The sequence below is a fragment of the Neptuniibacter caesariensis genome (assembly GCF_000153345.1).
GTDB lineage: Bacteria > Pseudomonadota > Gammaproteobacteria > Pseudomonadales > Balneatricaceae > Neptuniibacter > Neptuniibacter caesariensis.
Genome location: NZ_CH724127.1, coordinates 304,065 through 325,951, shown reverse-complemented (window position 1 = coordinate 325,951; position 21,887 = coordinate 304,065). Strand labels below are relative to the sequence as shown.

General features: G+C 46.3%; 21 protein-coding genes. 6 read left to right on the top strand and 15 right to left on the bottom strand.

The features are described 5' to 3' along the window. Complete coding sequence (locus tag MED92_RS15320) at nt 1-2,121, bottom strand: type I secretion system permease/ATPase (protein ID WP_007022486.1); 2,121 nt, start codon at nt 2,119-2,121, stop codon at nt 1-3. Nucleotides 2,122-2,213: 92 nt separating this feature from the next. On the opposite strand from MED92_RS15320, the gene MED92_RS15315 reads away from it, so the two are divergent. Then, a complete protein-coding gene (locus tag MED92_RS15315) occupies nt 2,214-2,576 on the top strand; it encodes a hypothetical protein (RefSeq protein WP_007022485.1) in 363 nt (120 codons plus the stop codon). Between the two features lie 5 nt (nt 2,577-2,581). Here the strand turns inward: MED92_RS15315 and MED92_RS15310 are convergent, their stop codons facing one another. From MED92_RS15310 to MED92_RS15300, 3 genes are all read right to left on the bottom strand, one after another. Further along, entirely contained in the window at nt 2,582-4,186 is a 1,605-nt protein-coding gene (locus MED92_RS15310) for a tetratricopeptide repeat protein (protein ID WP_007022484.1), read from the bottom strand. Between the two features lie 130 nt (nt 4,187-4,316). Next, nucleotides 4,317-5,543 carry an argininosuccinate synthase gene (locus MED92_RS15305; protein ID WP_007022483.1) on the bottom strand — a complete coding sequence of 409 codons (1,227 nt, stop codon included), beginning with the start codon at nt 5,541-5,543 and terminating at the stop codon, nt 4,317-4,319. Between the two features lie 139 nt (nt 5,544-5,682). After that, the gene (locus tag MED92_RS15300) at nt 5,683-6,513 is read right to left on the bottom strand and encodes a flagellar protein MotY (RefSeq protein WP_238321523.1); all 831 of its coding nucleotides are present in this window, start codon (nt 6,511-6,513) and stop codon (nt 5,683-5,685) included. Between the two features lie 207 nt (nt 6,514-6,720). On the opposite strand from MED92_RS15300, the gene rnt reads away from it, so the two are divergent. Further along, the gene (rnt, locus tag MED92_RS15295) at nt 6,721-7,350 is read left to right on the top strand and encodes a ribonuclease T (protein WP_007022481.1); all 630 of its coding nucleotides are present in this window, start codon (nt 6,721-6,723) and stop codon (nt 7,348-7,350) included. 57 nt (nt 7,351-7,407) lie between these two features. Here rnt and MED92_RS15290 read toward each other — a convergent pair whose 3' ends face one another. Both MED92_RS15290 and grxD read right to left on the bottom strand, forming a co-directional pair. Continuing rightward, complete coding sequence (locus tag MED92_RS15290; RefSeq protein ID WP_007022480.1) at nt 7,408-8,010, bottom strand: peroxiredoxin; 603 nt, start codon at nt 8,008-8,010, stop codon at nt 7,408-7,410. An 89-nt stretch (nt 8,011-8,099) separates the two neighbouring features. After that, nucleotides 8,100-8,438 (bottom strand): Grx4 family monothiol glutaredoxin, encoded by a 339-nt coding sequence (gene grxD / locus MED92_RS15285; RefSeq protein WP_007022479.1) that lies wholly within the window; start codon nt 8,436-8,438, stop codon nt 8,100-8,102. A 279-nt stretch (nt 8,439-8,717) separates the two neighbouring features. On the opposite strand from grxD, the gene MED92_RS15280 reads away from it, so the two are divergent. From MED92_RS15280 to MED92_RS15265, 4 genes are all read left to right on the top strand, one after another. Next, nucleotides 8,718-9,833: an aspartate aminotransferase family protein gene (locus MED92_RS15280; protein ID WP_007022478.1), complete on the top strand. Its 1,116-nt coding sequence runs from the start codon at nt 8,718-8,720 to the stop codon at nt 9,831-9,833. Between the two features lie 112 nt (nt 9,834-9,945). Further along, a complete protein-coding gene (gene argF / locus MED92_RS15275) occupies nt 9,946-10,851 on the top strand; it encodes an ornithine carbamoyltransferase (RefSeq protein ID WP_007022476.1) in 906 nt (301 codons plus the stop codon). A gap of 109 nt (nt 10,852-10,960) precedes the next feature. After that, nucleotides 10,961-11,875: a LysR family transcriptional regulator gene (locus tag MED92_RS15270; protein ID WP_007022475.1), complete on the top strand. Its 915-nt coding sequence runs from the start codon at nt 10,961-10,963 to the stop codon at nt 11,873-11,875. Between the two features lie 273 nt (nt 11,876-12,148). Next, nucleotides 12,149-13,504, top strand: a complete 1,356-nt coding sequence (locus MED92_RS15265; RefSeq protein WP_007022474.1) for a class II 3-deoxy-7-phosphoheptulonate synthase — start codon at nt 12,149-12,151, stop codon at nt 13,502-13,504. Between the two features lie 65 nt (nt 13,505-13,569). On the opposite strand, the gene MED92_RS15260 is transcribed toward MED92_RS15265, so the two are convergent. The 9 genes from MED92_RS15260 to MED92_RS18705 all read right to left on the bottom strand — a co-directional run. After that, on the bottom strand, nt 13,570-13,974 hold the full coding sequence (locus tag MED92_RS15260) for a CBS domain-containing protein (protein ID WP_007022473.1): 405 nt from the start codon (nt 13,972-13,974) through the stop codon (nt 13,570-13,572). Then, entirely contained in the window at nt 13,971-14,321 is a 351-nt protein-coding gene (locus tag MED92_RS15255) for a P-II family nitrogen regulator (RefSeq protein ID WP_007022472.1), read from the bottom strand. The genes MED92_RS15260 and MED92_RS15255 overlap by 4 nt, the downstream gene beginning before the upstream one ends. A gap of 14 nt (nt 14,322-14,335) precedes the next feature. Continuing rightward, nucleotides 14,336-15,115 (bottom strand): DUF1538 domain-containing protein, encoded by a 780-nt coding sequence (locus MED92_RS15250; RefSeq protein WP_007022471.1) that lies wholly within the window; start codon nt 15,113-15,115, stop codon nt 14,336-14,338. Between the two features lies 1 nt (nt 15,116). Continuing rightward, entirely contained in the window at nt 15,117-15,818 is a 702-nt protein-coding gene (locus MED92_RS15245) for a DUF1538 domain-containing protein (protein WP_007022470.1), read from the bottom strand. A 204-nt stretch (nt 15,819-16,022) separates the two neighbouring features. Further along, nucleotides 16,023-17,024 carry a HupA family protein gene (locus tag MED92_RS15240; RefSeq protein WP_040663112.1) on the bottom strand — a complete coding sequence of 334 codons (1,002 nt, stop codon included), beginning with the start codon at nt 17,022-17,024 and terminating at the stop codon, nt 16,023-16,025. A gap of 149 nt (nt 17,025-17,173) precedes the next feature. Continuing rightward, nucleotides 17,174-17,905 (bottom strand): class I SAM-dependent methyltransferase, encoded by a 732-nt coding sequence (locus MED92_RS15235; protein WP_007022468.1) that lies wholly within the window; start codon nt 17,903-17,905, stop codon nt 17,174-17,176. Nucleotides 17,906-17,924: 19 nt separating this feature from the next. Continuing rightward, the gene (locus MED92_RS15230; protein WP_007022467.1) at nt 17,925-19,268 is read right to left on the bottom strand and encodes a phenylacetate--CoA ligase family protein; all 1,344 of its coding nucleotides are present in this window, start codon (nt 19,266-19,268) and stop codon (nt 17,925-17,927) included. Nucleotides 19,269-19,433: 165 nt separating this feature from the next. Next, a complete protein-coding gene (locus tag MED92_RS15225; protein WP_007022466.1) occupies nt 19,434-20,552 on the bottom strand; it encodes a HupA family protein in 1,119 nt (372 codons plus the stop codon). 261 nt (nt 20,553-20,813) lie between these two features. Next, a partial coding sequence (locus MED92_RS18705; protein WP_007022465.1) for an HD-GYP domain-containing protein occupies nt 20,814-21,887 on the bottom strand: 1,074 nt, incomplete at its 5' end.

Below are 21,887 nucleotides of genomic sequence, written 5' to 3'. Positions count from 1 at the left end.
TTACCTCTGAACCTGCAACCGGCCTTGTTTTAACGCATCCAAAACAGCCTCTTTCGGCCCATCCGCTACAACTCGTCCGGAATCCATAACGATAATTCGATCCACCAATGACAGTAGTGACATTTTATGAGTCACAACCAGCATCGTTTTATCTTGTGTATATTCGCGTAACATCGACTTAATTTGCTCTTCAGAAGCATTGTCCATTGAAGCCGTTGGCTCATCCAGGATCAGGATATTGGGATCATGAACCAGTGATCGAGCCACTGCGACAGACTGACGCTGCCCCCCAGATAATGCCGCACCACGCTCACCCACTTGCATATCGAATCCTTGCGGGTGGCGATTGACCATATCGGTAACGCCGCACATTTTCGCTACTTCTACTAGTCGGTCATCTTCTGTTTGCGGTGAACCAATAACAATATTATCGCGAACACTACCGGCAAATAGCATGATATCCTGAGGCATGTACCCGAAGTTCCGGCGCAGATCGACCGGATCGATCTGATTAATATCGATACCATCAATCCTGACAGAACCTTCTGAGGCCTCATAAAGCCCAAGCACCAACTTTTCTATGGTTGATTTACCGGAACCAATGCGACCTATCAGAGCGACATTTTCACCCGGATTAATACTAAACGAGACCCTGTCCAACGCCCGTTGTTCTTCACCCGGATAGGCAAAACTGACATCCTTAAACTCTATTGCACCATTGAACTCGGCTCGATGAACAAACTGCTGATCATCACTACGCTCGGAAGGCAGCGCCATAATTTCATTGAGCCCTTTCAATGCCGTTGCTGCCTGATGATATGTAATCACCAGATTAGCTACCTGACTCATTGGAGCGATCGCACGCCCGGAAAGCATGACACAGGCAACCAGAGCCCCCATCGTAAGTTCACGCTCACTGATCAGATACACGCCCATGATGATAATCCCAATAGAGGTCAGTTGCTGAACAAGGGCTGCAAAATTTACCACCGAAGCGGATAGCATTCGGGATTTCAAGCTCCACTTTGCGATATAACCTACAGCTTGTTCCCAGCCTAGTTGCAAAGAAGAGGTTGCTCGCTGGGTCTTAACCGTCTCCATCGCAGTCAGACTTTCAATCAATGTGGCATTTTTCTGCGAGTTAGAAGCAAAGGTTTTCTCCACAGCCTCTTTAAGGTAAGGGCGCATAATAAAAGAGAATATGATGATTAGCGGAATAGCCACCACAGGCACAATAACCAGCGGCCCGCCAATAAAACCAATAACCAGAAGAAACAGAATTGCGAAAGGCAGATCAATCAGAACCACATTAGTAGTAGAGCTCAAAAAGCCCTTGATACTGTCAAATTCCCTCAAGTTACTCGCAAATGATCCTACCGAAGCAGGCAGAACACTGTATTTAAGCGATAGAACCTTTTCAAAAAGCAGAGCCGAGAGTATGACATCACCTTTTTTACCCGCTATCTCGATAAAGTATGACCTCAGCATTTTGAGTCCAAAGTCGAAAAGATAAACAACTAAGACGCCAACCGCTAAGACCCAAAGCGTCTCAATTGCATTGTTCGGCACAACCCGATCGTAAACATTCATTACGAACAAAGGGTTTACAATCACAAAAATATTGATAAGAAAAGAAGCGACTAATACATCACGATAGATGGCAGTAGAACGCTTGATAGTTCCCCAGAACCAATGACCCGTATGCCCTTCCAATAACTTTGAAACTTGCTGCTGAAAGCGATACTCAAGGCGGACAAAAATAGCGTAGCCGGTGTATTGAGCACCCAGCTCCTCGAGCTTAAGCTTATGCTCACCACCACTCTCTGGCTGGATAATCAACGCATCACCAGAAGCATGATCAATTTCTTGAAGAATACATGCCTGATCATTTTCCAATACCAACACCGCAGGCAGGACCAATGGAGAGATGTCAGCTAATTTTTTAGGTAGAACCTGTGCAGCAAAGCCTGCTCGTTTAGCCGCTCTTATAAAAAGCTTAGGAGTCAGGCGATTATTTACCAACGGCAAACCGTCACAGAGCACATCTGGAGAGTACGGTTTATGATTTTGCTTACTGAGATGAACCAGACAACCTAGCAAAGGGTCTTGAACCGCTTCCATTAATCTTGACCTTAACCTATTTTGAGAGGGATACTGTTAACACGCATGAATTCTACGCTTATTTCAAAACCCAACCAATGTAGCAAATCAATATGTTATACGCTATACGAAATGAAGAAGGACGTATCGTAAGCTTATCGGAAACACACACTTCCGGCGCCGAAGCTGTCGATATTAAGAACAAAGAAGTTCTGGAATTTTTATCAATTAACGATGACGAATTTTCTGCAGAAGAGTTCCTCGAACAATCAGATACCGCGGTTGCACGTATTTTCGAGGACTTAGTGGATGTATTGATCAGTAAAAACATAATCATGTTCACCGATCTGCCAGAAATGGCGCAGAAGAAGCTACTTAGCCGTAAGCTGGCACGTAATATGAATCGCCCAGAAGACGACATCACAGCTTCACAACAGAATCATTCCTTCCTGATCGATGATGATGAGACGCTCTAATTTTATCAACTAAGCTCTTGAGCGAGAGCCTCCTCTTCCTCCTCGCCATAGTGATCTAACTGCTTATATTGCTCTACGTAGCGCTCTGACAGCGTTGTATAACGCTGCTGCTGCTTTTCGGGTAATGCGCCAAAGGATATGCCCGACAGAACATCGCGCACCGATAATAAGATCCAGAGAGCGTTCTGACCTCGCTTAGCCTTTTCAACACCCGCCTGCACAAGATTCAACGCTATCCCCACATGCTCCGGCAACAGTTCATTCGCCCGTCCAAACATCATGAAAGCTCGATCCAGGTCACCTTTACGGAAGCTGGTCATCGCCACATAATTTGCTTTACCCCAGCCTTGCTCCATCATATGACGTCCCAGCTCTTTGCGCTTACGCTGCACCTCCTCTTCAAGTTCAACACCATGCACTGCATCAACCATGACATCCAGCCACTTACTCTGGTTATCAACATTCATGCGCAAGAAGAAGTTCCAGGTTTGCTGCATCATCGTGTTCAGGCGCTCAGAAGAATTATCCTGACGGTAGAGATCACAATTAATCAGCTTAGCTCTGAACATCACCTCTTCATCTTCCGGATGATCAAGCACAGCATCCTCAAGCACCCGGACTACTTCCGGCTCAATCTCAGATAATTTATTCTTGTTCGCCATGATTAACGAACGAACCAGGCCATAATAATGGGAAGGGGTCTGAAACGAGGAATACCGTGCGTAGCGAATAGCCTGCTGATAGGCTCCTTTAGCAATATCCCACTCGCCAGTTTGGCAAGCCAGATCTGCAAGCTCACTTTGCAAAGCAGGCACTGTCGGCTGAATCATCACAGCTTTACGCATCAATGTGACCGCTCTGCTCAACTCACCTTTTACCCGATAGATCCTGGCCAACCAAGTATATGCCTCTACACAGACATGCTGCTGATCAACAACCCGATTAAGGCAGCGAAGCGCTTCCATATACTCACCCAGATTAAAGTGAGCGATACCCCGACCCACTTCAGCCCAGGGAAGATCTCGTTTCTCGGTTAAATTGACAAAAAGCTCTTTTGCCTGAGTGAAACGCTTCATTCTGAGAAGCGCTATTCCATTGATACGTTGAAGAAATATCGCCAGACCTGGATAATTTTTAATCAGATCACGACCTCGCTCCAGCACTTCCTCATAATGCTGTTCATCAAGCAATTGCTCAATCGGCCTGATGGTTTCCTTGATACGCAACTGCTTTTCAATTCGATTGCGTATTTTCCCGGAATCAAATGGTTTGGATATGTAGGTATCAGGGGAGTTTTCTAATGACCCAAAGAGAAGTTCCGAGCTTTCAGGATCAACAATAAGAAAATAAGTACTTTGCTCAGGGATCAGCTCTTCAGCATTGGCTTCTTGAAGCAACTGTAAGCCATTCTTTTCATCTTTTCCCATTTCATATGCAGCAAAGCAAAGATCAAACTTGATCTCCCGCATCAGGGTAAGCGCCATATTTACAGATGAGGCGACTTGAACATCACCCACACCAATACGGCTCAGGATTTGTCGTAACGCCCCGAGGTCTTCGAGCTTGCTGTCTACAATGAGAGCCGACTTTCCTGAGTAGTTTATTTCCATAGGCACTATACAAATAAGATAACGGCAAAAGTAGCATATAAATCAGACCATTATCAAAGTTTAGGTCAAGCTTATAGTAATAAAAAACCCCGCAGGGTAAGTGCGGGGTTTTTTTTAGCAATTTTTTCGATTAATCGTCGAGAAGATTACGCCCTTTGCCAGCAGCAATACGCATACGCAATGCGTTCAGCTTGATAAAGCCAGCGGCATCTTTCTGGTCGTAAGAACCCGCATCATCTTCAAAAGTCGCAATGTTTTCATCAAACAAGCTATCTTCAGAACGACGACCCACGACAACCACATTGCCTTTGTACAGCTTCAGGCGAACATCACCGTTAACAACCTGCTGGGACTCATCGATCATCTTCTGCAGCATCTTACGCTCTTCTGACCACCAGAAGCCGTTGTAGATTACTTTCGCGTAGCGTGGCATCAGCTCATCTTTCAGGTGCGCTGCTTCACGGTCAAGCGTGATTGATTCGATAGCGCGGTGAGCACGCAGCATAATCGTTCCGCCCGGTGTTTCATAACAACCACGAGATTTCATGCCAACGAAGCGGTTTTCAACGATATCCAAACGACCGATACCATTCTCGCCACCCACCTTGTTCAGGTATTCAAGAACAGTAGCCGGGCTCATTTTCTCGCCATTGATCGCAACGATATCACCCTTCTCGTAAGTCAGTTCCAGATAAGTAGGTTCATCTGGAGCTTGCTCAGGAGAAACGGACCAGCGCCACATATCCTCTTCAGCTTCCTGCCATGGATCTTCAAGAATATCACCCTCATAAGAGATATGAAGCAGGTTAGCATCCATTGAGTACGGAGATTTCTTCTTGCTGCTTGAGAAATCAACTGGGATATTATGATCTTCACAGTATTTCATCAGCGTCTCACGGGAAGTCAGATCCCATTCACGCCATGGCGCAATCACGTGTACACCCGGTTTCAGCGCATAAGCACCCAACTCGAAGCGAACCTGGTCATTACCTTTACCTGTTGCACCGTGAGAAATCGCATCAGCACCCGTTTCGTTTGCAATTTCAATCAGACGTTTTGCAATTAACGGGCGTGCGATAGAAGTACCCAGAAGGTACTCGCCTTCATAGATTGTGTTTGCACGGAACATTGGGAATACGAAATCACGTACAAACTCTTCACGCAGGTCTTCGATGTAAATTTCTTTTACACCCAGAGCTTCTGCTTTGGCACGCGCAGGCTCAACCTCTTCACCCTGACCCAGGTCAGCAGTAAAAGTAACAACTTCTGCGTTGTATTCATCTTGTAACCAGCGAACGATAACGGAAGTATCCAATCCACCGGAGTAGGCCAGAACGACCTTTTTGATCTCGGACATTCTCAAGCTCCAACTTGCGAACAGAGTGAGTCCTTAAGAAGGACCCACATGAAATTTCAAATTAAGCGCGAAATTATATCAGAAAGGAGGCGCGCTAGGCACCAGTGAAAAGAAAAAAACTGATGTGCTAATTGAGAGACTACTCTTTCTCAAGACGAATCGTTACACGACGGTTTCGATCACGATTCTTTTTACTATTATTGGGCACAACCGGGTAGCGCTCCCCGTGATAACGCGTCGTAATCATATTTGGATCCAGACCAATACTTATAAGATAAGCCGTGACCTCTTCTGCCCTGCGCTTAGACATATCACGGTTCATCAAACGACGCCCTTGACTGTCTGAATGACCATCTATGTAGATCCCTTTGACTGAATCATCATTTTTCACATAGAGAGCTATTAAATCCAAACGTTCTCTTGAAGCATCAGACAATCGCCATTGCGCGGAAGGAAACAATACTGCTGTTCGAGCCACCTGCCTGAAGTTAACCGGCAACAGCCCCGTAGTACACAAAACATAGTCATCATAGGCTGACTGAAAATTTACTGCAGATACAGCGACTCGCAGCGACTCGTTAGTTCCATACCACTCCGGAGAAGTAAACGTCGGCATCATCCCCTTATACAGGGCAGCCAACATATTCTTAGCCTGCTTTGGTTTAACCTGAAGATAACCCGTTAACTCTTCAGGCTTGTACGAACCAATAAAACGAGGTGATATCCCCGGCTGCCATGGCGCTGCCTCAGCAACTAATTTAGCACCCGCACTGAAGTGAATGTTTTCTGTTGGCTTAAGCGTAAAACGCAGATCTTCTCCCGCTTCACGCTCAAATTCAGCGTTACCAAAAGAGGGGATAACCTGACTAAGACGACAGGAAAATTTCGAAGCCTCAAGCTCCCATTTTGCATCATCGATCGAGCTACGAAATGTTACCGCAGAGATCTCAAAAGATAACAGCAAACTCAACAGAGCTATTCCAAATTTCACGTACACCGGATGGCTTCCCAAACAAAAACACTTAAAATATCTAAAATATTTCGGCAGCTTTAGCATAAACTTGAGACCGGCATTGGAGCGGCCTCCTTTACACTGCTAGAATACTCGCATATTAAACGGAAACCCTCAGCCAAGTAAGGGCACCCTTTGAGTAACCATAGCGATATTAAACATCCCATGGCAAACCGTTTTCGCGGTTTCCTGCCTGTAGTCGTCGATGTTGAAACAGCCGGCTTTAATTCACGGACCGATGCACTTTTAGAAATTGCAGCGGTCACGCTGACCATGGATGAAAACGGCTTTCTAATGATAGACCAGAGCTTTGAAGCCCAGGTTGAGCCTTTCGAAGGCGCTAATCTTGAGCAATCTGCGCTCGATTTTACCGGCATCGACCCCTACGACCCTGATCGCGAGGCCGTACCTGAACGCGATGCGATGGAAGAGATCTTTAAGCCCGTCAGAAAAGCGATTAAAGCGCACGGCTGCAAGCGTGCAGTTCTGGTGGGGCATAATGCTTCCTTTGACCAGGGTTTTGTGAATGCAGCTGCAAATCGTGCTGATATTAAACGCAACCCGTTCCATCCATTCTCGACTTTCGATACCGCCACATTGGGCGGACTCGCTTTTGGCCAAACCGTTCTGGCCAGGGCTTGCCAGGTAGCAGGTATAGAGTTTGACGGAAAACAAGCACATTCAGCCTTATACGACACAATGAAAACAGCTGAACTATTTTGCTTAATCGTCAACCGCTGGAAAGAGCTGGGCGGCTGGGAGATGGCAGAGTCATTCCAAGACGATGAAGAATGATGAATAACAAAAAAGCCCGCTATCGCGGGCTTTTTTATAGCTGGTAAAAACTCTGACTTACAGGTTATCAGCTTCTTCAGACAGGTATTTAGCTACACCTTCAGGAGATGCATCCATACCTTTGTCGCCCTGGTTCCAACCAGCAGGGCAAACTTCACCGTGCTCCTGGTGGAATGCCAACGCATCAACCATACGCAGCATTTCGTCAACATTACGACCCAGTGGAAGGTCGTTAACAACCTGGTGACGAACCAGACCATCTTCATCAATCAGGAAAGAACCACGGAATGCAACACCACCTTCAGACTCAACGTCGTAAGACTGGCAGATGCTGTGAGTCATATCTGCAACCAGAGTGTAGTTAACTGCACCGATACCACCTTCGTTTACCGGTGTGTTACGCCATGCGTTGTGAGAGAAGTGAGAATCGATAGAAACACCGATAACTTCAACGTTACGCTTTTTGAACTCTTCGATGCGGTGATCAAAAGCCAACAGCTCAGAAGGACATACAAAAGTGAAGTCCAGTGGGTAGAAGAATACTACCGCTTTCTTGCCTTTAGTTGCTTCAGACAGAGTGAAAGAATCAACGATCTCGCCATTCCCCAGAACTGCTGGTGCTGTAAAGTCAGGAGCTTGTTTGCCTACAAGTACGCCCATTGTGATATTTCTCCATTAAATGATATCTAGCGTTAAGGTTTTTTATGATAGAAAAGGCTGCTGTAAAATCAAGCCAGAATCTATATAAATTACTCTGCACTTTGCTCTTCTGAACCTGCTGATGCTTCTTTGATCAATTCCGCCAACTCACCATTAGCAGCCATCTCACAAATAATGTCACAACCACCGATTAACTCACCTTTAACCCAAAGCTGTGGAAAGGTCGGCCAATTAGCATATTTTGGTAATTCAGCGCGAATTTCAGGATTTTCCAGGATGTTCACAAAAGCAAAGCGTTCGCCACAACCCATCACCGCTTCAGATGCGCGGGAAGAGAAACCACACTGCGGGAAGCGAGGTGTTCCTTTCATATAAAGCAGGATATCGTTGTTGTCGATCTGCTCTTTGATGGTATCAATTACACTCATTCTACACCTATAAAAACTTACTATGCCGGAAGCACAACGGAAGATTTGTGCCGTGACGAACAATGTACCACATATCCGACCATTTTACTCTGACAAAGTACATTAGCTTTTATAAATCGACTCAATAAAAAAAATCTATCGTACAACTTCCATACATTTAATATGGGCTTTACTCCGCCTATTCGATCAGAACGCTTGCCAAAGGGGGAAAAGCTGATATGATTCGTTCTTTGATTGGCAGCCTTGGCTGCCTTTTTGCGTTGTAGGGAAGATAAAAACATGGCCGTAGAAGCAATTATGTCTACATACAACCGCCTGTCTGTAGCCTTCGAACGAGGTGAAGGAAGCTGGTTGTACGATACCGATGGTAATAAATATCTGGATGCCCTTTGCGGGATCGCCGTATGTGGTCTGGGTCACTCACACCCAGCCGTGACTCATGCTATTTGTGATCAGGCAAGCAATGTTATCCACACATCCAACCTGTACACTATCCCCAACCAGCAACAGTTAGCGGAACGCCTGACACAGATTTCCGGTATGGATAATGTGTTTTTTGGTAATTCTGGTGCAGAAGCTAACGAAGCGGCTATCAAGTTAGCCCGACGCTACGGTCACGCAGTCAAAAAAGTTGAAAACCCTACCATTATTGTCATGGAAAACTCTTTCCATGGCCGCACAATGGCCACTCTAAGCGCAACCGGCAACCGCTCTGCTCAAGCAGGCTTTGAACCCCTGGTCAGCGGTTTTGTACGCGCGCCATATGATGACGTTGATGCCATCAAAGCCATTGCAGAAAACAACCCAAATGTCGTGGCTATTCTTGTAGAACCAATTCAAGGTGAATCAGGCATTCAAATCCCTGCTCCAGACTATCTGAACAAGCTTCGCGACATTTGTGATGAAAACGAATGGCTGCTGATGCTTGATGAAGTTCAGAGCGGAAACGGACGCTCAGGTAAATATTTTGCCTATCAGCATAACGACATTCTTCCTGATGTCGTCACTACCGCTAAAGGCCTTGGCAACGGCGTCCCAATTGGCGCATGCCTGGCGCGCGGAACTGCAGCAAAAATACTGATTGCTGGCACACACGGTTCAACCTACGGTGGCAATCCCCTCTCCTGCGCTGCGGCACTTGCTGTAGTCAACACCATCATGGATGAAAATCTATGTGAGCGCGCTACCGAACTTGGTAACAAGATCGTTGCAGGATTTGAAGAGCAGATTGGCCATGCAGACTATGTCAAAGAAATACGTAATAAAGGCCTGCTAATAGCAATTGAATTGACTGAAGCCGGTACGGAACTGGCTGTCCTGTCTAAAGTGAAAGGCATCTTGTTAAATGTTACTGGTGGCGGAAAAGTTGTTCGCATGCTTCCTCCTCTGACATGACGGACAGCGAAGCAGAACTATTGGTAAATACACTCTCTCAGATCATTCGTGTATACGCAGCTGACGAGCGCGGCGAAGAGACTAACGACCACTCGGAAGAACGAAGAGCAAAATGAGCACTAGACATTTCCTAACACTCCGCGACCTGTCTTCAGAAGAATTACGCACGCTTGTAAAGCGCGCCTCTGAGCTCAAGGCTATCCGAAATCGCGGTGAAGTTTACGAACCACTTAAGAACAAAGTTATGGCGATGATTTTTGAAAAATCATCGACACGTACACGCGTTTCTTTTGAAGCAGGTATGGCCCAGTTTGGTGGCCATGCCATGTTCCTTTCTCCACGAGACACTCAGCTTGGCCGCGGTGAACCGATCAGCGACAGCGCGAAAGTCATCTCCAGCATGGTAGATGTGGTGATGATTCGAACTTTCAGCCACCAGCTTGTTGAAGAGTTCGCCGCAAACTCAACTGTTCCAGTGATTAATGCACTAACCGATGAATATCACCCTTGCCAGCTTCTGGCTGACATGCAGACTTACTTCGAACATCGCGGCGATATTCAGGGTAAAACTGTGACCTGGATCGGTGATGGTAACAACATGTGTCATTCCTACATCAATGCAGCACGTCAGCTTGATTTCAAACTGAATATCGCATGCCCAGAAGGCTTTGATCCGGATGAAAAGCTAGTTGCAGAAAATCAGGAACGCATTTTCATTACCCGCTCTCCTGTAGAAGCGGTAACTGGCAGTGATCTGGTTGTGACTGACGTTTGGGCATCTATGGGTCAAGAGGAAGAGCAAAAAGAACGCGAAGCCAAATTTGATGGCTTCCAGGTTTCCCCTGCTCTAATGGACAACGCCAACAAAGATGCTCTCTTCATGCACTGCCTGCCTGCCCACCGAGGCGAGGAAGTCAGCATGGATATGCTAGAAGACCCACGTTCTGTGGTATTCGATGAAGCAGAAAATCGCTTGCACGCACAAAAAGCTTTACTTGAATTCCTGATGGTTAAGTAAATCACCCCATGACAATCATGCTCCTGGCATGATTGTCTGCCCTCTTCTTGCCCGTCCGTACTATACTGCCTATATTGTGCGTTAACCGAGCCCAACCGGAGAGAGATTAATGATTGAGTTGCGTCACCTGAAAACCTTATCTGCATTGCGTGATGCAGGCAGCCTGGTTGAAGCCGCGGAACGCGTACACTTAACCCAGTCCGCACTCTCTCATCAAATCAAAGATCTTGAAGATCGACTTAACTGTTCTCTCTTCATTCGCAAAACGAAACCAATCTGCTTTACAAGCGCTGGACAGCGTCTGCTAGTTCTAGCGGATGAGATACTTCCCATGATTCGCAATACAGAACGCGACATTGGAAGATTAGCTGGCGGTGAAGCAGGGCGACTCAACCTTTGTATTGAATGTCACAGCTGTTTTGACTGGCTAATGCCAACCATCGATCACTTCCGTCAAAACTGGCCTGAAGTTGAGCTAGACCTATCAAGCGGATTCAGTTTCCAACCACTTCCTGCACTGGCACGAGGTGATCTCGACCTGGTCATTACATCTGACCCTGAGCCAAGAAACGGGATAACTTACGTTCCCCTATTCACCTACGAATCTCGACTGGCGATTAGTAAACAGCACCGCCTGATGGCGAGACGCTTCATTCACCCTGAAGATCTGGCACAGGAAACACTGATTACCTACCCGGTTGAACATGACCGGTTGGACATTTTCAACCATTTTCTGGATGAGGCAGATGTAGAGCCAGCGGCGACGAGAACCGCTGAGCTAACCGTCATGATGCTACAACTTGTTGCCAGTGGTCGCGGGGTATCCGCGCTGCCTAACTGGGCACTTCACGAGTATATCCAGCGAGAGTACATTGCCTCGAAACCTCTTGGGGAAAAAGGCGTTTGGTGTACCTTATATGCAGCAATCCGTGAAGACCAAAAAGACGCAGAATTTATGGTGGATTTCCTTAATACAGCAAAAGATGTATCATTCCGTAATCTGACGGGTATTAAGACAGCTTAATTAGCCGTATACTCTGAGTAAATCACCCAGAAATAAGAATGTAAGCAAGTGAACAACAACCCTGTGAGTTTATTAAAACAGCTTTCTGCTGACTCAGTTGCTCTAGCCTTTTATTCTCAGTCCTACTTTATCTAGGTCTGTGGGAATCGTGCTGCGCGCACGAAATCTACAGGCCGCACCTCATCAGACCCTCAAGCATTGCTTGCCCCTATTTAAAGACATAAAGATTTTATTACTGAAGCAAGAACGTTTCAGAGATCAGGAAGATTTAAGATGACAACTTCTATTTGGACGCCATCAAGCTGGAGAGAAAAGCCGATCGTACAGCAACCTGTATACCCTAATCAGGATGCCCTACTATCCGCAGAAACAACCCTGAGCAAACTACCTCCCTTAGTTTTCGCCGGGGAAATTAACCGGTTGCAAGAAGATTTAGCTAAAGTAGCCCAGGGCAAGGCCTTTCTACTGCAAGGCGGTGATTGCGCTGAAAGCTTCAGTGAATTTAACGCCGATAAGATCCGTGATACATTCAAGGTACTCATGCAGATGGCTGTTGTCATGACATTCTCTGCAAGCTGCCCGGTAGTCAAAGTAGGCCGTATTGCTGGCCAATATGCGAAACCTCGCTCTAGCGGAAGTGAAACGATAGATGGGGTTGAACTACCCAGCTACCGTGGAGATATCATCAACGATATCGCCTTTACCGAGGGCTCACGCCAACCAGACCCTGAGAGACTCGTTACCGCTTACCATCAGGCGGCATCTACGCTGAATCTGCTCCGCGCATTTGCCCAGGGTGGCTTCGCTGATCTACACCAGGTTCACGCCTGGAATCAGAACTTCGTGACTAACAGCCCACTAAGCAACAAATATCAGGATCTGGCGAGTCAGATCGACCAGACTCTGCGCTTCATGGAAGCCTGCGGAATGAATTCCTCAAACACACCGCAGTTACGTGAGACAACGCTATACACCTCTCATGAAGCACTGCTGTTAGGCTATGAGGAAGCACTGACACGCCAGGACAGCCTTTCTGGAAACTGGTACGACTGCTCCGCACATATGCTATGGATCGGTGACCGCACTCGTCAGCCTGATCACGCCCATGTCGAGTTCTTACGCGGCGTTAAAAACCCAGTCGGTATTAAAGTTGGACCATCAACACAGATTGATGATCTGGAGCGCTTACTAGCCATTCTGAACCCGAAAAATGAAGCCGGTCGTATTACACTAATCGCTCGAATGGGTGCTGAAAAAATCACTGAACACTTACCGGCACTAGTACGAGCGGTAAAAGCTTCGGGACAACAAGTGATCTGGAGCTCCGACCCGATGCACGGTAACACGATTAAAGCGTCCAGTGGTTATAAAACCCGTAGCGTCGAAGCTATTCTTAAGGAGATGAAAGGCTTCTTCGAGGTCCATCGCGCTGAAGGTACTCATGCAGGTGGCGTTCACTTTGAAATGACCGGGCAAAATGTTACCGAGTGTATCGGCGGTGCCTATATGATCAGCGAGCAGGACCTTGCTGATAAGTATCACACACACTGCGACCCACGTCTGAACGGTGAACAGGCGCTAGAACTTGCCTTCATGATTGCAGACACACTGAAGGCTGCACGGGGATAAACAGAACATTGCCCCCAAACAAAAAAGCCTACTCATGGAGTAGGCTTTTTTATGATTACTTCTGCTTAATGCTCAAGCAAACCTTTTAAGACAATACTCCGATAACTCACCACACCGAGCACTTGCTCATTCTCAATAACCGGCGCATGAGCCAATCCGAAGTTTTCAAATAAACGTGCGCAGTATCGAATATCCATGTGCGGATCGACAGAAACGACAGGTTTAGCCATAACTTCATAAACATTAACCCGCTCAGGCGATCGATCTTTGGCTACCACCTTCTTAGCAATATCAGATAACAACAATAAACCATACTCATCATCGTCATGGCGCTTGTTAATAATAAGGACCTTGGCATCTTGATCCTTAAAGATCTGTAGCGCATCCCTGACAGTCATCAGACCATCAATCATGGCAAATTCATCAGTCATTACATCCCTGGTACGAACTACTTTTCGCTCAGCACTCATAACTCATCCTCTACAATATTTGCCAACGTTGCTACCTGATGGGAAATCCCAACAGCATCTTCGACATCGATCTGGATAGCCATTCCCCGACCTGGCTGTTCGTCGAGCTCCGCTACTTCAGAGATCGTTTCCAGAATTTTACGACTCAGGTGCTCCTCAACAATAAACAGCACGACATCCCGCTGGGTTTCCAAGGTAAGACCAAAAAACGTTTTGGTCTTATTGACCCCTTCACCCCGAGCATTGTTGATAACAGTTGCCCCAGTAGCACCTGCTTCACGTGCTGCTTTCATTACAGCGTCGGTTTTAGAATCTTCAACGAACACGACTAACAATTTGAAATGCATAACTTACTCTTCCGTTAGTTTGCCGCTTTGGCGCGTTTAGCCCGAAGCTCAGAAATTTGTGCGTATGCCATTACAGTAATCATAGGAAAGAGACTGGCAAACGCGATAAGCCCAAATCCATCAATCAAAGCACTTCGCCCCGGCACGGTCTCAGCCAAACCCAACCCCAGAGCGGCAACCAGCGGTACTGTTACCGTTGACGTTGTAACACCACCCGAGTCATAAGCCAGAGGAACGATTAATTTAGGCGCAAAGAAGGTTTGAACCACCACGACAACGTAACCCGCAATAATGAACCAGTGAATGGGGTAGCCCGTTACAATACGCCAGGTTCCTAAAGAGATACCCACCGCAACACCTATCGCCACAGCGATACGCAATCCCCAAACACCAATTGCACCACCCGATACTTCATTCGCTTTTATCGCCACAGCAATCAACGAAGGTTCCGCTATGGTTGTGCTGGCACCAATAGCAAAGGCAAAAATATAGACCCAGAAATAATCCTGCCAGGTCAACGCCCCAGCAACATTACTGCTCCAGCTACTGATAAACTCTGGATCCGTTAACTGCTCAGCCATCAATCTACCTATTGGGAAGAGCGCTTTCTCCAAACCTAATAGAAAAAGCGCCAGACCAATAATGACGTAGGCAAAACCAATCAATACCTTACGCAGGTTCGCAATTCTTCGACGAATCACCAAAAACTGGAAACCAAAGATGATCACAGCGATCGGAATGACATCTTTAATGGTTGTAAGAGTGATCTCTAAAAACTGAGTTAAAAGCTCCATATCAGATCACCATCCCATAACCCATAACAAAGATCATAGGCGTCAAAGAAGCAAAGGCAATGAGCCCAAATCCATCGATCATCGGATTGCGCCCCTCAATCGAAGACGCCAGACCAACACCTAATGCTGTTACTAAGGGTACTGTAATGGTTGAGGTGGTAACCCCACCAGAATCGTAGGCAATACCAATAATTTCCCGAGGAGCGAATGCAGTCATGATCACTACAAGCATATAACCTGCGATAATCATGTACTGAATTGACCAGCCCTTAAGTATCCGCAGCACACCCAGAACAATCGCAAGCGCCACAGAGAATGCAACGGTATAACGAAGACCTGAAGCGTATTCATGCTTAGCCTCATCACTGGACTCTATCATTCCACCGGTTGCAGCCACTTGTGACGCCTCAGCTGCGACGGCTATTAAGGCAGGCTCAGCTACCGTAGTCCCAAACCCCAATGCAAATGCAAAGGTCAGCAACCAGAAAACACTCCCCTTCCTGGCAAAAGCATGTGCCATGCTCTCGCCAATAGGAAAGAGGCCCATCTCAAGCCCATAAATAAAGAAAGTCAGACCGGCGACTACACAAAGCAAACCCGTGACAAGCCCCAGGAAATCAGGTACCGGTTGTTGCAGAACGGCAATTTGAAAAAAAGCGATGACAAGTACGATTGGCGCCAAATCCCGAAGGCTACCAACCATTGATTTTCCTAATGCGAATAACCCAGCTTTCAACTCGGCTATCTCCTTGAATTATAAGTATTTATTCATACCAAAAAGGCTACCTACATATACCATTTATGTAAAGTACAAGAGTCAATAAAAAAGCGCCTAGAGGCGCCTTTTAGAACAAACACTCCATGCCAAACGGCATAACCTCAGCATGGATATCTCTACAGAAGTGAATTATTTGATTAAATCTTGCCGAACCGTCTCAAACACTTCGACAAACGGCTGTTCGTTAACGGAGGCTTCCGCAAGCCCTGCAATAACGCCTGCACTATCTCCGAAGAATGAAGCTGACACAGTTCCGGATACACCCTCACCGCCATCTATATTGCCCACTAAATCAACTCCATTTATAGAACCGTTGTTAACAGTGAAAGCAGGGCCATCAGGAACAAAGAAGGATCCTGTCCATCCAGGACTACCTCCAAAATCCAATTGAATACTGACTCTACTTTCATGATTCAAAAAAGAGCCGTAGTAATTGGCCGATACATTACCCGCTAATACATCAGTAGCAAGCGAATTTACAACCTCTAGAGTAGAGGCAAAGCCCTCGATAAAGAAACCTTCGTTCGTAGCCCAGTAACCAGCTCCCTGGCCTTCAAACGGATCGACAATATCTGTCCAGGTATCTTCATACCAATAGCCTCTTTTATAATCTCCATTCCCCTGCTCAAACGTCAGATAGATATAATCATCTCCGGCTTCACCATCCGTGGCAAAAAATTGCTGACCATAGACAAATAGGCGAGGATCCAGATTACTATCGCTATCAATCAGCCCTGACTCATACGCACCACCTGTCTCCGAAGAAACCACATAGGATGCCTGACTGTCAGTATAGGCAAACACAATAGAGGCAGACCTTAAACCAGTTGGGCGATCAGCTTCATAGTCACCCTCCCCCCAACTTACATATTGTCGATAACGATTTTCGGCATCGAAGTCAGCTTCATTTTGAGCATTTCTCCCTGCTTCACCTTGACCGAGACTTACAAACGCCAATGCATTTGAATTGAATTCACCACCTGCAGCTGTAGCAAACTGCTGAGCCCATTTACCCCAGCTTTTTACTGAGTCTTGCTCTTCAGGTTTCTGTGTATTAGCTGACACTGTTAGCGAGGATGTAACTAAAGCGGAAGTAATAGAAATTGCAATAAGCTTACGATTAAACATCATCCATGTTCCCTGTCTTCGTTAGCGACCCAGCTCCTAAACTTCCCTCAATTCTATGAATAAGCTTAGGCGGATTAGATAGTATTCTGTTGCGTATATTTTATTCAAATATTGCTTTCTTGTAACTGTACCAAGGTACAATCGCCGCCGATTTATTTGGTAGCTCTACCGTAAATAAGATACCACTCCACTTGACATTGAGCTTCACTGAACTCTAACTTCAAATATCGCCCCATCGCCTCAAGCACCCCATTTTCTGAGCTATTCAAACCAAACAAGCCCTTAAAAAAACGCGCAGAGGACTCTGGTGAATCAAACACCCAAGGTACAGATTCCACTGTTTCGTCACATCCTTTGAAACCTGATTTTTCAAACAAGCTCGTCAACTGCCCTTCATTTAGGAAAGCTCCTTCATGGCCTTTAGGGTTATTCTCATTAACGAACTCATTTAGCCACCTTGCCATACCTGTATCCTCTATCACATCGCAAATCACAACCTGTCCACCCGGCTTTAGCACGCGGAATGCCTCATCAACCGTCGCCTGTTGATCATTGCTGTGATGTAAACCAGCCAAACCAACCACCAGATCGACTGAACAATCAGGCACAGAAGCCCAACGTTCAACAGGATCCTCTACTAATAGATAGTTATCGGATAAGCGGCTATTGAGTTGTTTACAGGGCTCCAAACAAATAATTTCCACATCGCCATGAAGATGCTCATAAATTCCATCCGAGAGATAGCCTCCTGCCGCCTGAAGATCTAATACCCGAATACCAGGTCGTAATTGAGCAAGCTCTAGCAATTTAGAACGCTCAGCATCTCGGGCTTCAGGGCATTCTGACATTGCCCACTCCGCCGACACCGCAGGGAAGTTATCCATATTTATACTCTAAGCAAACTCAGACTATTTCAGAAACAAAGTCCTCAAACTTGCCACTTTTCGAACGAGGAATAGAATCCATATATATAAAGTTTAGCCGAAACGGATACCCAAATAATGAGTTAAGACGCTGACTCATAGAAGCCTCTTCATCCGGTGTTAATCCACTACCAACAACCAGCCGAATTTCGATTTCTTCCAGGCTGGTTTGAGCAAACTGGAACTGCTTCACCTTCTCGTGTGACCATTTTTTTACAGGGAAGCTCGGCCAGAATACCTTACCTTCCGGGGTTTTAAGCATATTTCGCTGACGACCTTTAATCTCTTCTAATACAGGAAGCCCGCGGCCGCACTCGCAAGATTTTCCAAACCGTGCATAATCACCAATGGCATAACGGATCAAAGGCGCACCAAAGTTCAGCAACGTGGTGACGACAACACGTCCGATCTCTCCTTGCTTACAAGGGCGGTCATTCTCATCAAGAATTTCAACCAGCAAACTTTCAGACTGAATATGATGTTTGCCATGCTCAGGACACTGCATCGCGATATAGCCGACCTCCTGAGCGCTATATACATCGATAATCTCGACACCCCACGCTTCTTTACAAACATCACGTACATTGTCAGACAGCAACTCACCGTAGGAGCGGATCTGCTTCAACCCAGGCAGGTTAACCCCTAGTTCGAGGCTTAGTTTGGCAAGTTCACGTAAGTTTGAAGGCAATGACAACAGATATCCAGGGTTCTGCTTCTGCAGCCAGTTAAGCTGCTCGCGAATATCCGTGCGGGTATTTAAAGCCGCAGCGGGACCAGTTTTAAAAGCCATAGCCGTTCCACTACCCCAGCTTTTTGCCGTCATCGGCTTTCCAGGCTCTCCATTTTCAGGACGAATGGAAACCAATTTTTGCGAGAGGTCACGCTTATGCCATAGATGGTCACGCAGGGTAAAAGCATCCCAGAAAAGCCGGGTCATCGGCGTGCCATAGGCAGTCACTGGCATCCCTGTGGAACCCGAGGATGTAATTTTGTTCAGCTGGTCATGCCCCTGCAGTGGTTTTTTGTTAACCAACAGCTCTTTCCCTTCGATTAACTGCGCACGGGTTAATACCGGTATCGACTCCCACACTTCCTGAGTGAGCGGTACTTTAAGATCTGGTAACCGATCCCGATATAAAGGAACTGAGCGTTTCGCGATATGAATAAGCGAAGCGGCTTGCTCTAGCTGTTTTGCCCGAATCTCTTCAGCGGATAGCTTTTCCGCTTGCTCAAACTGATACTGCAACGCAAGCATAAGAGCCCCATTGGGCTCAGGCACAGCAGGGAATTGCATTCCAGGTACACAGCTCATCACTTTATTCATATCATTTATTTCCAATCAGACTGCTTAGACTTAATCACTATAATATTCCTGACCCTATCAGCTTTAACTACTTTCTTGGAGCCCTGACAACAACCCCGGCGCGGAAAACAAAAAAACCGCCCAAAAGGCGGTTTTCTTATGCTTTAAGAATGGTAATTTTCAATCTTAAATATCTTTAGGAACTGGACCTATATTCGTATTCGATGTCTGGAATACATCCACCAGATCACCCAGCTCAGTATGCTCTACATCTACGATGCCGTTAATGTGCTGCGCCTGATCACCGAAGAAAGACGCATCAACTGCACCAGTAACATTGTTATCATTAACAACAGCGCTAAGATCTACACCATTGATGATACCGTTGTTAACCTGGAACTGAACCATGCCACCTTCACCACCATCAACTGCGGGCCCGTATGCATGCTTGTTATCGAAGTTTGCATTGAAAGAACCACTCCAGGATTTAGCAGCTCCCAAGTTAAGCGTAATATTAACCGAACCGCCAAACATCATGTGTCCAGAATAGTTAACGGAAGAATTACCTGCTAAAACATTTTGCACAGAATCGATAGAAGATGTCTGACCGATAATAAATACGCCTCGGTTGTTAAAGCGATCCATTTTCCAACGACCATTATTTCGCTTAAAATGATCAAGGCCTCCCCAGCTACCTTGATAATAAGCGATCTCCTCTTCAGATAATTCACCTTGAGCAACCGGTTTAAAAGGACCGGCCTGACCATTCAAAATCGTCATCAGGTGAAAGAACTGATGGTTTGTTTTCTTACGATTTACTCGCTTGGAATCGTGGTAATGAGCAAAGAAGCCAGCATCAAATCCACTTAGTACACGCGGTGAGTAAGTTTGATCTCCTGCCTCAGTCCCTACTTCAAAATCCAGCCTAGAGCGACCACGACCTTCAGGACCATCGATTTCGGTAATGCTATTAAATGTACCGCGTTCGTACTTACCATCTTCATGCTTAGTACGTGAATACCACGCCATATATTCGCGGTAACCCGCATTATCTACTACATTCTCAGAAAAGTTCGCATCAAATGAAGAAGAATTGGTATTGTTAGAATTCTGATCAACTGCAGCAATAAATGGCGGCAAGATAGCACCCGCCGCTCCTGGACCTGCAGCAGTCTGAACACCATTCCAAGGCCCCCATGAGCGCACAGAATCATTATCATCATCTTTATTGGCCGCAGCATTTACCGATGCGCCAAATACCAAAGCCGTAGCAACCGATGTTGCCAGTAATGTCCTTGTCCACATAAGAGAACCCCTCCAAGTAGCCTCTGATCATCCATGCTCCGAAGCGGGTTTTATAATATTGAGTAAGTATACACTCACAACCATTTTCAAACACTGTACCAAGGTACAATCGGCCTCAAAAACCCTTTAAACAGGAGCTAATAGAGGGGCTTCCTTAAAGATCAAACGTTAAAAAACAATAACCTATAAAGCTTAAGGTTTTCTTAAATCAGCAAAAATAATTTTTAATATCTTGCAAGAAAGCAAACGCTGGGCGGAAACTTAATCGGCAAAACGCTGTTTGATTTCCCAGAATTGATCTTTGACCGAAGCAAAAGCCTTCAGGATACGCGGGTCGAACTGACCAGGGCTCATTTTTAGAATGATGTGTTCGGTTTCTTCGCGCGTAAATGCGCGCTTATAAACACGATCTGTCACCAGCGCATCATAAACATCTGCTACCGCCATAAGGCGCGCCGGGAGTGGAATTGCATCACCGGATAACCCTTTAGGATAACCCTCTCCATCCCATCGTTCATGATGATAGTGCGCAATATCACGGGCGCAATTCAGGAAGGTACCCGCTCCATTTACAGAAAGGCGTGAAGAGATAGAATTGATCGCTTCTTCAATAGCATCACTCCCCAGCGTGGTGTGGCAGCGCATAACCTGTTGCTCATGCTCATCAAGATCACCATGCTTAAGCAGGATCTCATCCGGAATACCCACTTTACCGATATCGTGCAAAGGAGCCGATTTGAAGATACGTTGAATCATCCGCTCATCAAGTTGATCTTTAAAATCTGGGTGGTCACCTAGGGCTTCGGCCAGCACTTTCACATAATGTTGAGTGCGGAAAATATGCTGACCAGTTTCGTTATCCCGAGTCTCAGCTAAGGTTGCCAGGCTCAGGATAGCCGCATCCTTAGTCGCCTCCAGCTCTGCTGTGCGTTTTTCGACCTTCTTTTCTAATAAGCGATTCAGCGCGATCAACTCTTTTTCGGCAATCTCCTTACCTGTATCGGCTCTAGCCCACATCCACAGTAGAACGGTACTAAACAGATAAGCTAACAACAGGGGATAAAGATAGGCCAGATGTTCATGCAGAAAAGGCAGCCCCATACGATGATTGGTATTAATCACGACAAACTTCCAGGCCATCAAGCTGCCGCTATCGATGGCCGCTGGAGGAGTGATCGTATAATAGTTGGTTCGCCCCAAATCAGACTCTATGATGCCAGTGTTATTGCTCTTAACACTTTTCCAGAGGGTTGGGTGCAATTGCTGGAATGATTGAGAATGATCAAGCATGAACCCCCACTCACGGCTTCGCACATCACTTGAAAGCCAGTAACC

Excerpts from the sequence above, each read along its gene's own strand:
- MED92_RS15280 (WP_007022478.1), top strand. The coding sequence starts at position 8,718 with ATGGCCGTAGAAGCAATTATGTCTACATACAACCGCCTGTCTGTAGCC.
- MED92_RS15315 (WP_007022485.1), top strand. The coding sequence starts at position 2,214 with ATGTTATACGCTATACGAAATGAAGAAGGACGTATCGTAAGCTTATCG.
- MED92_RS15260 (WP_007022473.1), bottom strand. The coding sequence starts at position 13,974 with ATGAGTGCTGAGCGAAAAGTAGTTCGTACCAGGGATGTAATGACTGAT.
- MED92_RS15245 (WP_007022470.1), bottom strand. The coding sequence starts at position 15,818 with ATGGTTGGTAGCCTTCGGGATTTGGCGCCAATCGTACTTGTCATCGCT.
- MED92_RS15250 (WP_007022471.1), bottom strand. The coding sequence starts at position 15,115 with ATGGAGCTTTTAACTCAGTTTTTAGAGATCACTCTTACAACCATTAAA.
- MED92_RS15225 (WP_007022466.1), bottom strand. The coding sequence starts at position 20,552 with ATGTGGACAAGGACATTACTGGCAACATCGGTTGCTACGGCTTTGGTA.
- MED92_RS15230 (WP_007022467.1), bottom strand. The coding sequence starts at position 19,268 with ATGAATAAAGTGATGAGCTGTGTACCTGGAATGCAATTCCCTGCTGTG.
- MED92_RS15240 (WP_040663112.1), bottom strand. The coding sequence starts at position 17,024 with ATGATGTTTAATCGTAAGCTTATTGCAATTTCTATTACTTCCGCTTTA.
- rnt (WP_007022481.1), top strand. The coding sequence starts at position 6,721 with ATGGCAAACCGTTTTCGCGGTTTCCTGCCTGTAGTCGTCGATGTTGAA.
- MED92_RS15265 (WP_007022474.1), top strand. The coding sequence starts at position 12,149 with ATGACAACTTCTATTTGGACGCCATCAAGCTGGAGAGAAAAGCCGATC.
- MED92_RS15310 (WP_007022484.1), bottom strand. The coding sequence starts at position 4,186 with ATGGAAATAAACTACTCAGGAAAGTCGGCTCTCATTGTAGACAGCAAG.
- MED92_RS15320 (WP_007022486.1), bottom strand. The coding sequence starts at position 2,121 with ATGGAAGCGGTTCAAGACCCTTTGCTAGGTTGTCTGGTTCATCTCAGT.
- MED92_RS15305 (WP_007022483.1), bottom strand. The coding sequence starts at position 5,543 with ATGTCCGAGATCAAAAAGGTCGTTCTGGCCTACTCCGGTGGATTGGAT.
- MED92_RS15255 (WP_007022472.1), bottom strand. The coding sequence starts at position 14,321 with ATGCATTTCAAATTGTTAGTCGTGTTCGTTGAAGATTCTAAAACCGAC.
- MED92_RS15235 (WP_007022468.1), bottom strand. The coding sequence starts at position 17,905 with ATGGATAACTTCCCTGCGGTGTCGGCGGAGTGGGCAATGTCAGAATGC.
- grxD (WP_007022479.1), bottom strand. The coding sequence starts at position 8,438 with ATGAGTGTAATTGATACCATCAAAGAGCAGATCGACAACAACGATATC.
- MED92_RS15270 (WP_007022475.1), top strand. The coding sequence starts at position 10,961 with ATGATTGAGTTGCGTCACCTGAAAACCTTATCTGCATTGCGTGATGCA.
- MED92_RS15290 (WP_007022480.1), bottom strand. The coding sequence starts at position 8,010 with ATGGGCGTACTTGTAGGCAAACAAGCTCCTGACTTTACAGCACCAGCA.
- argF (WP_007022476.1), top strand. The coding sequence starts at position 9,946 with ATGAGCACTAGACATTTCCTAACACTCCGCGACCTGTCTTCAGAAGAA.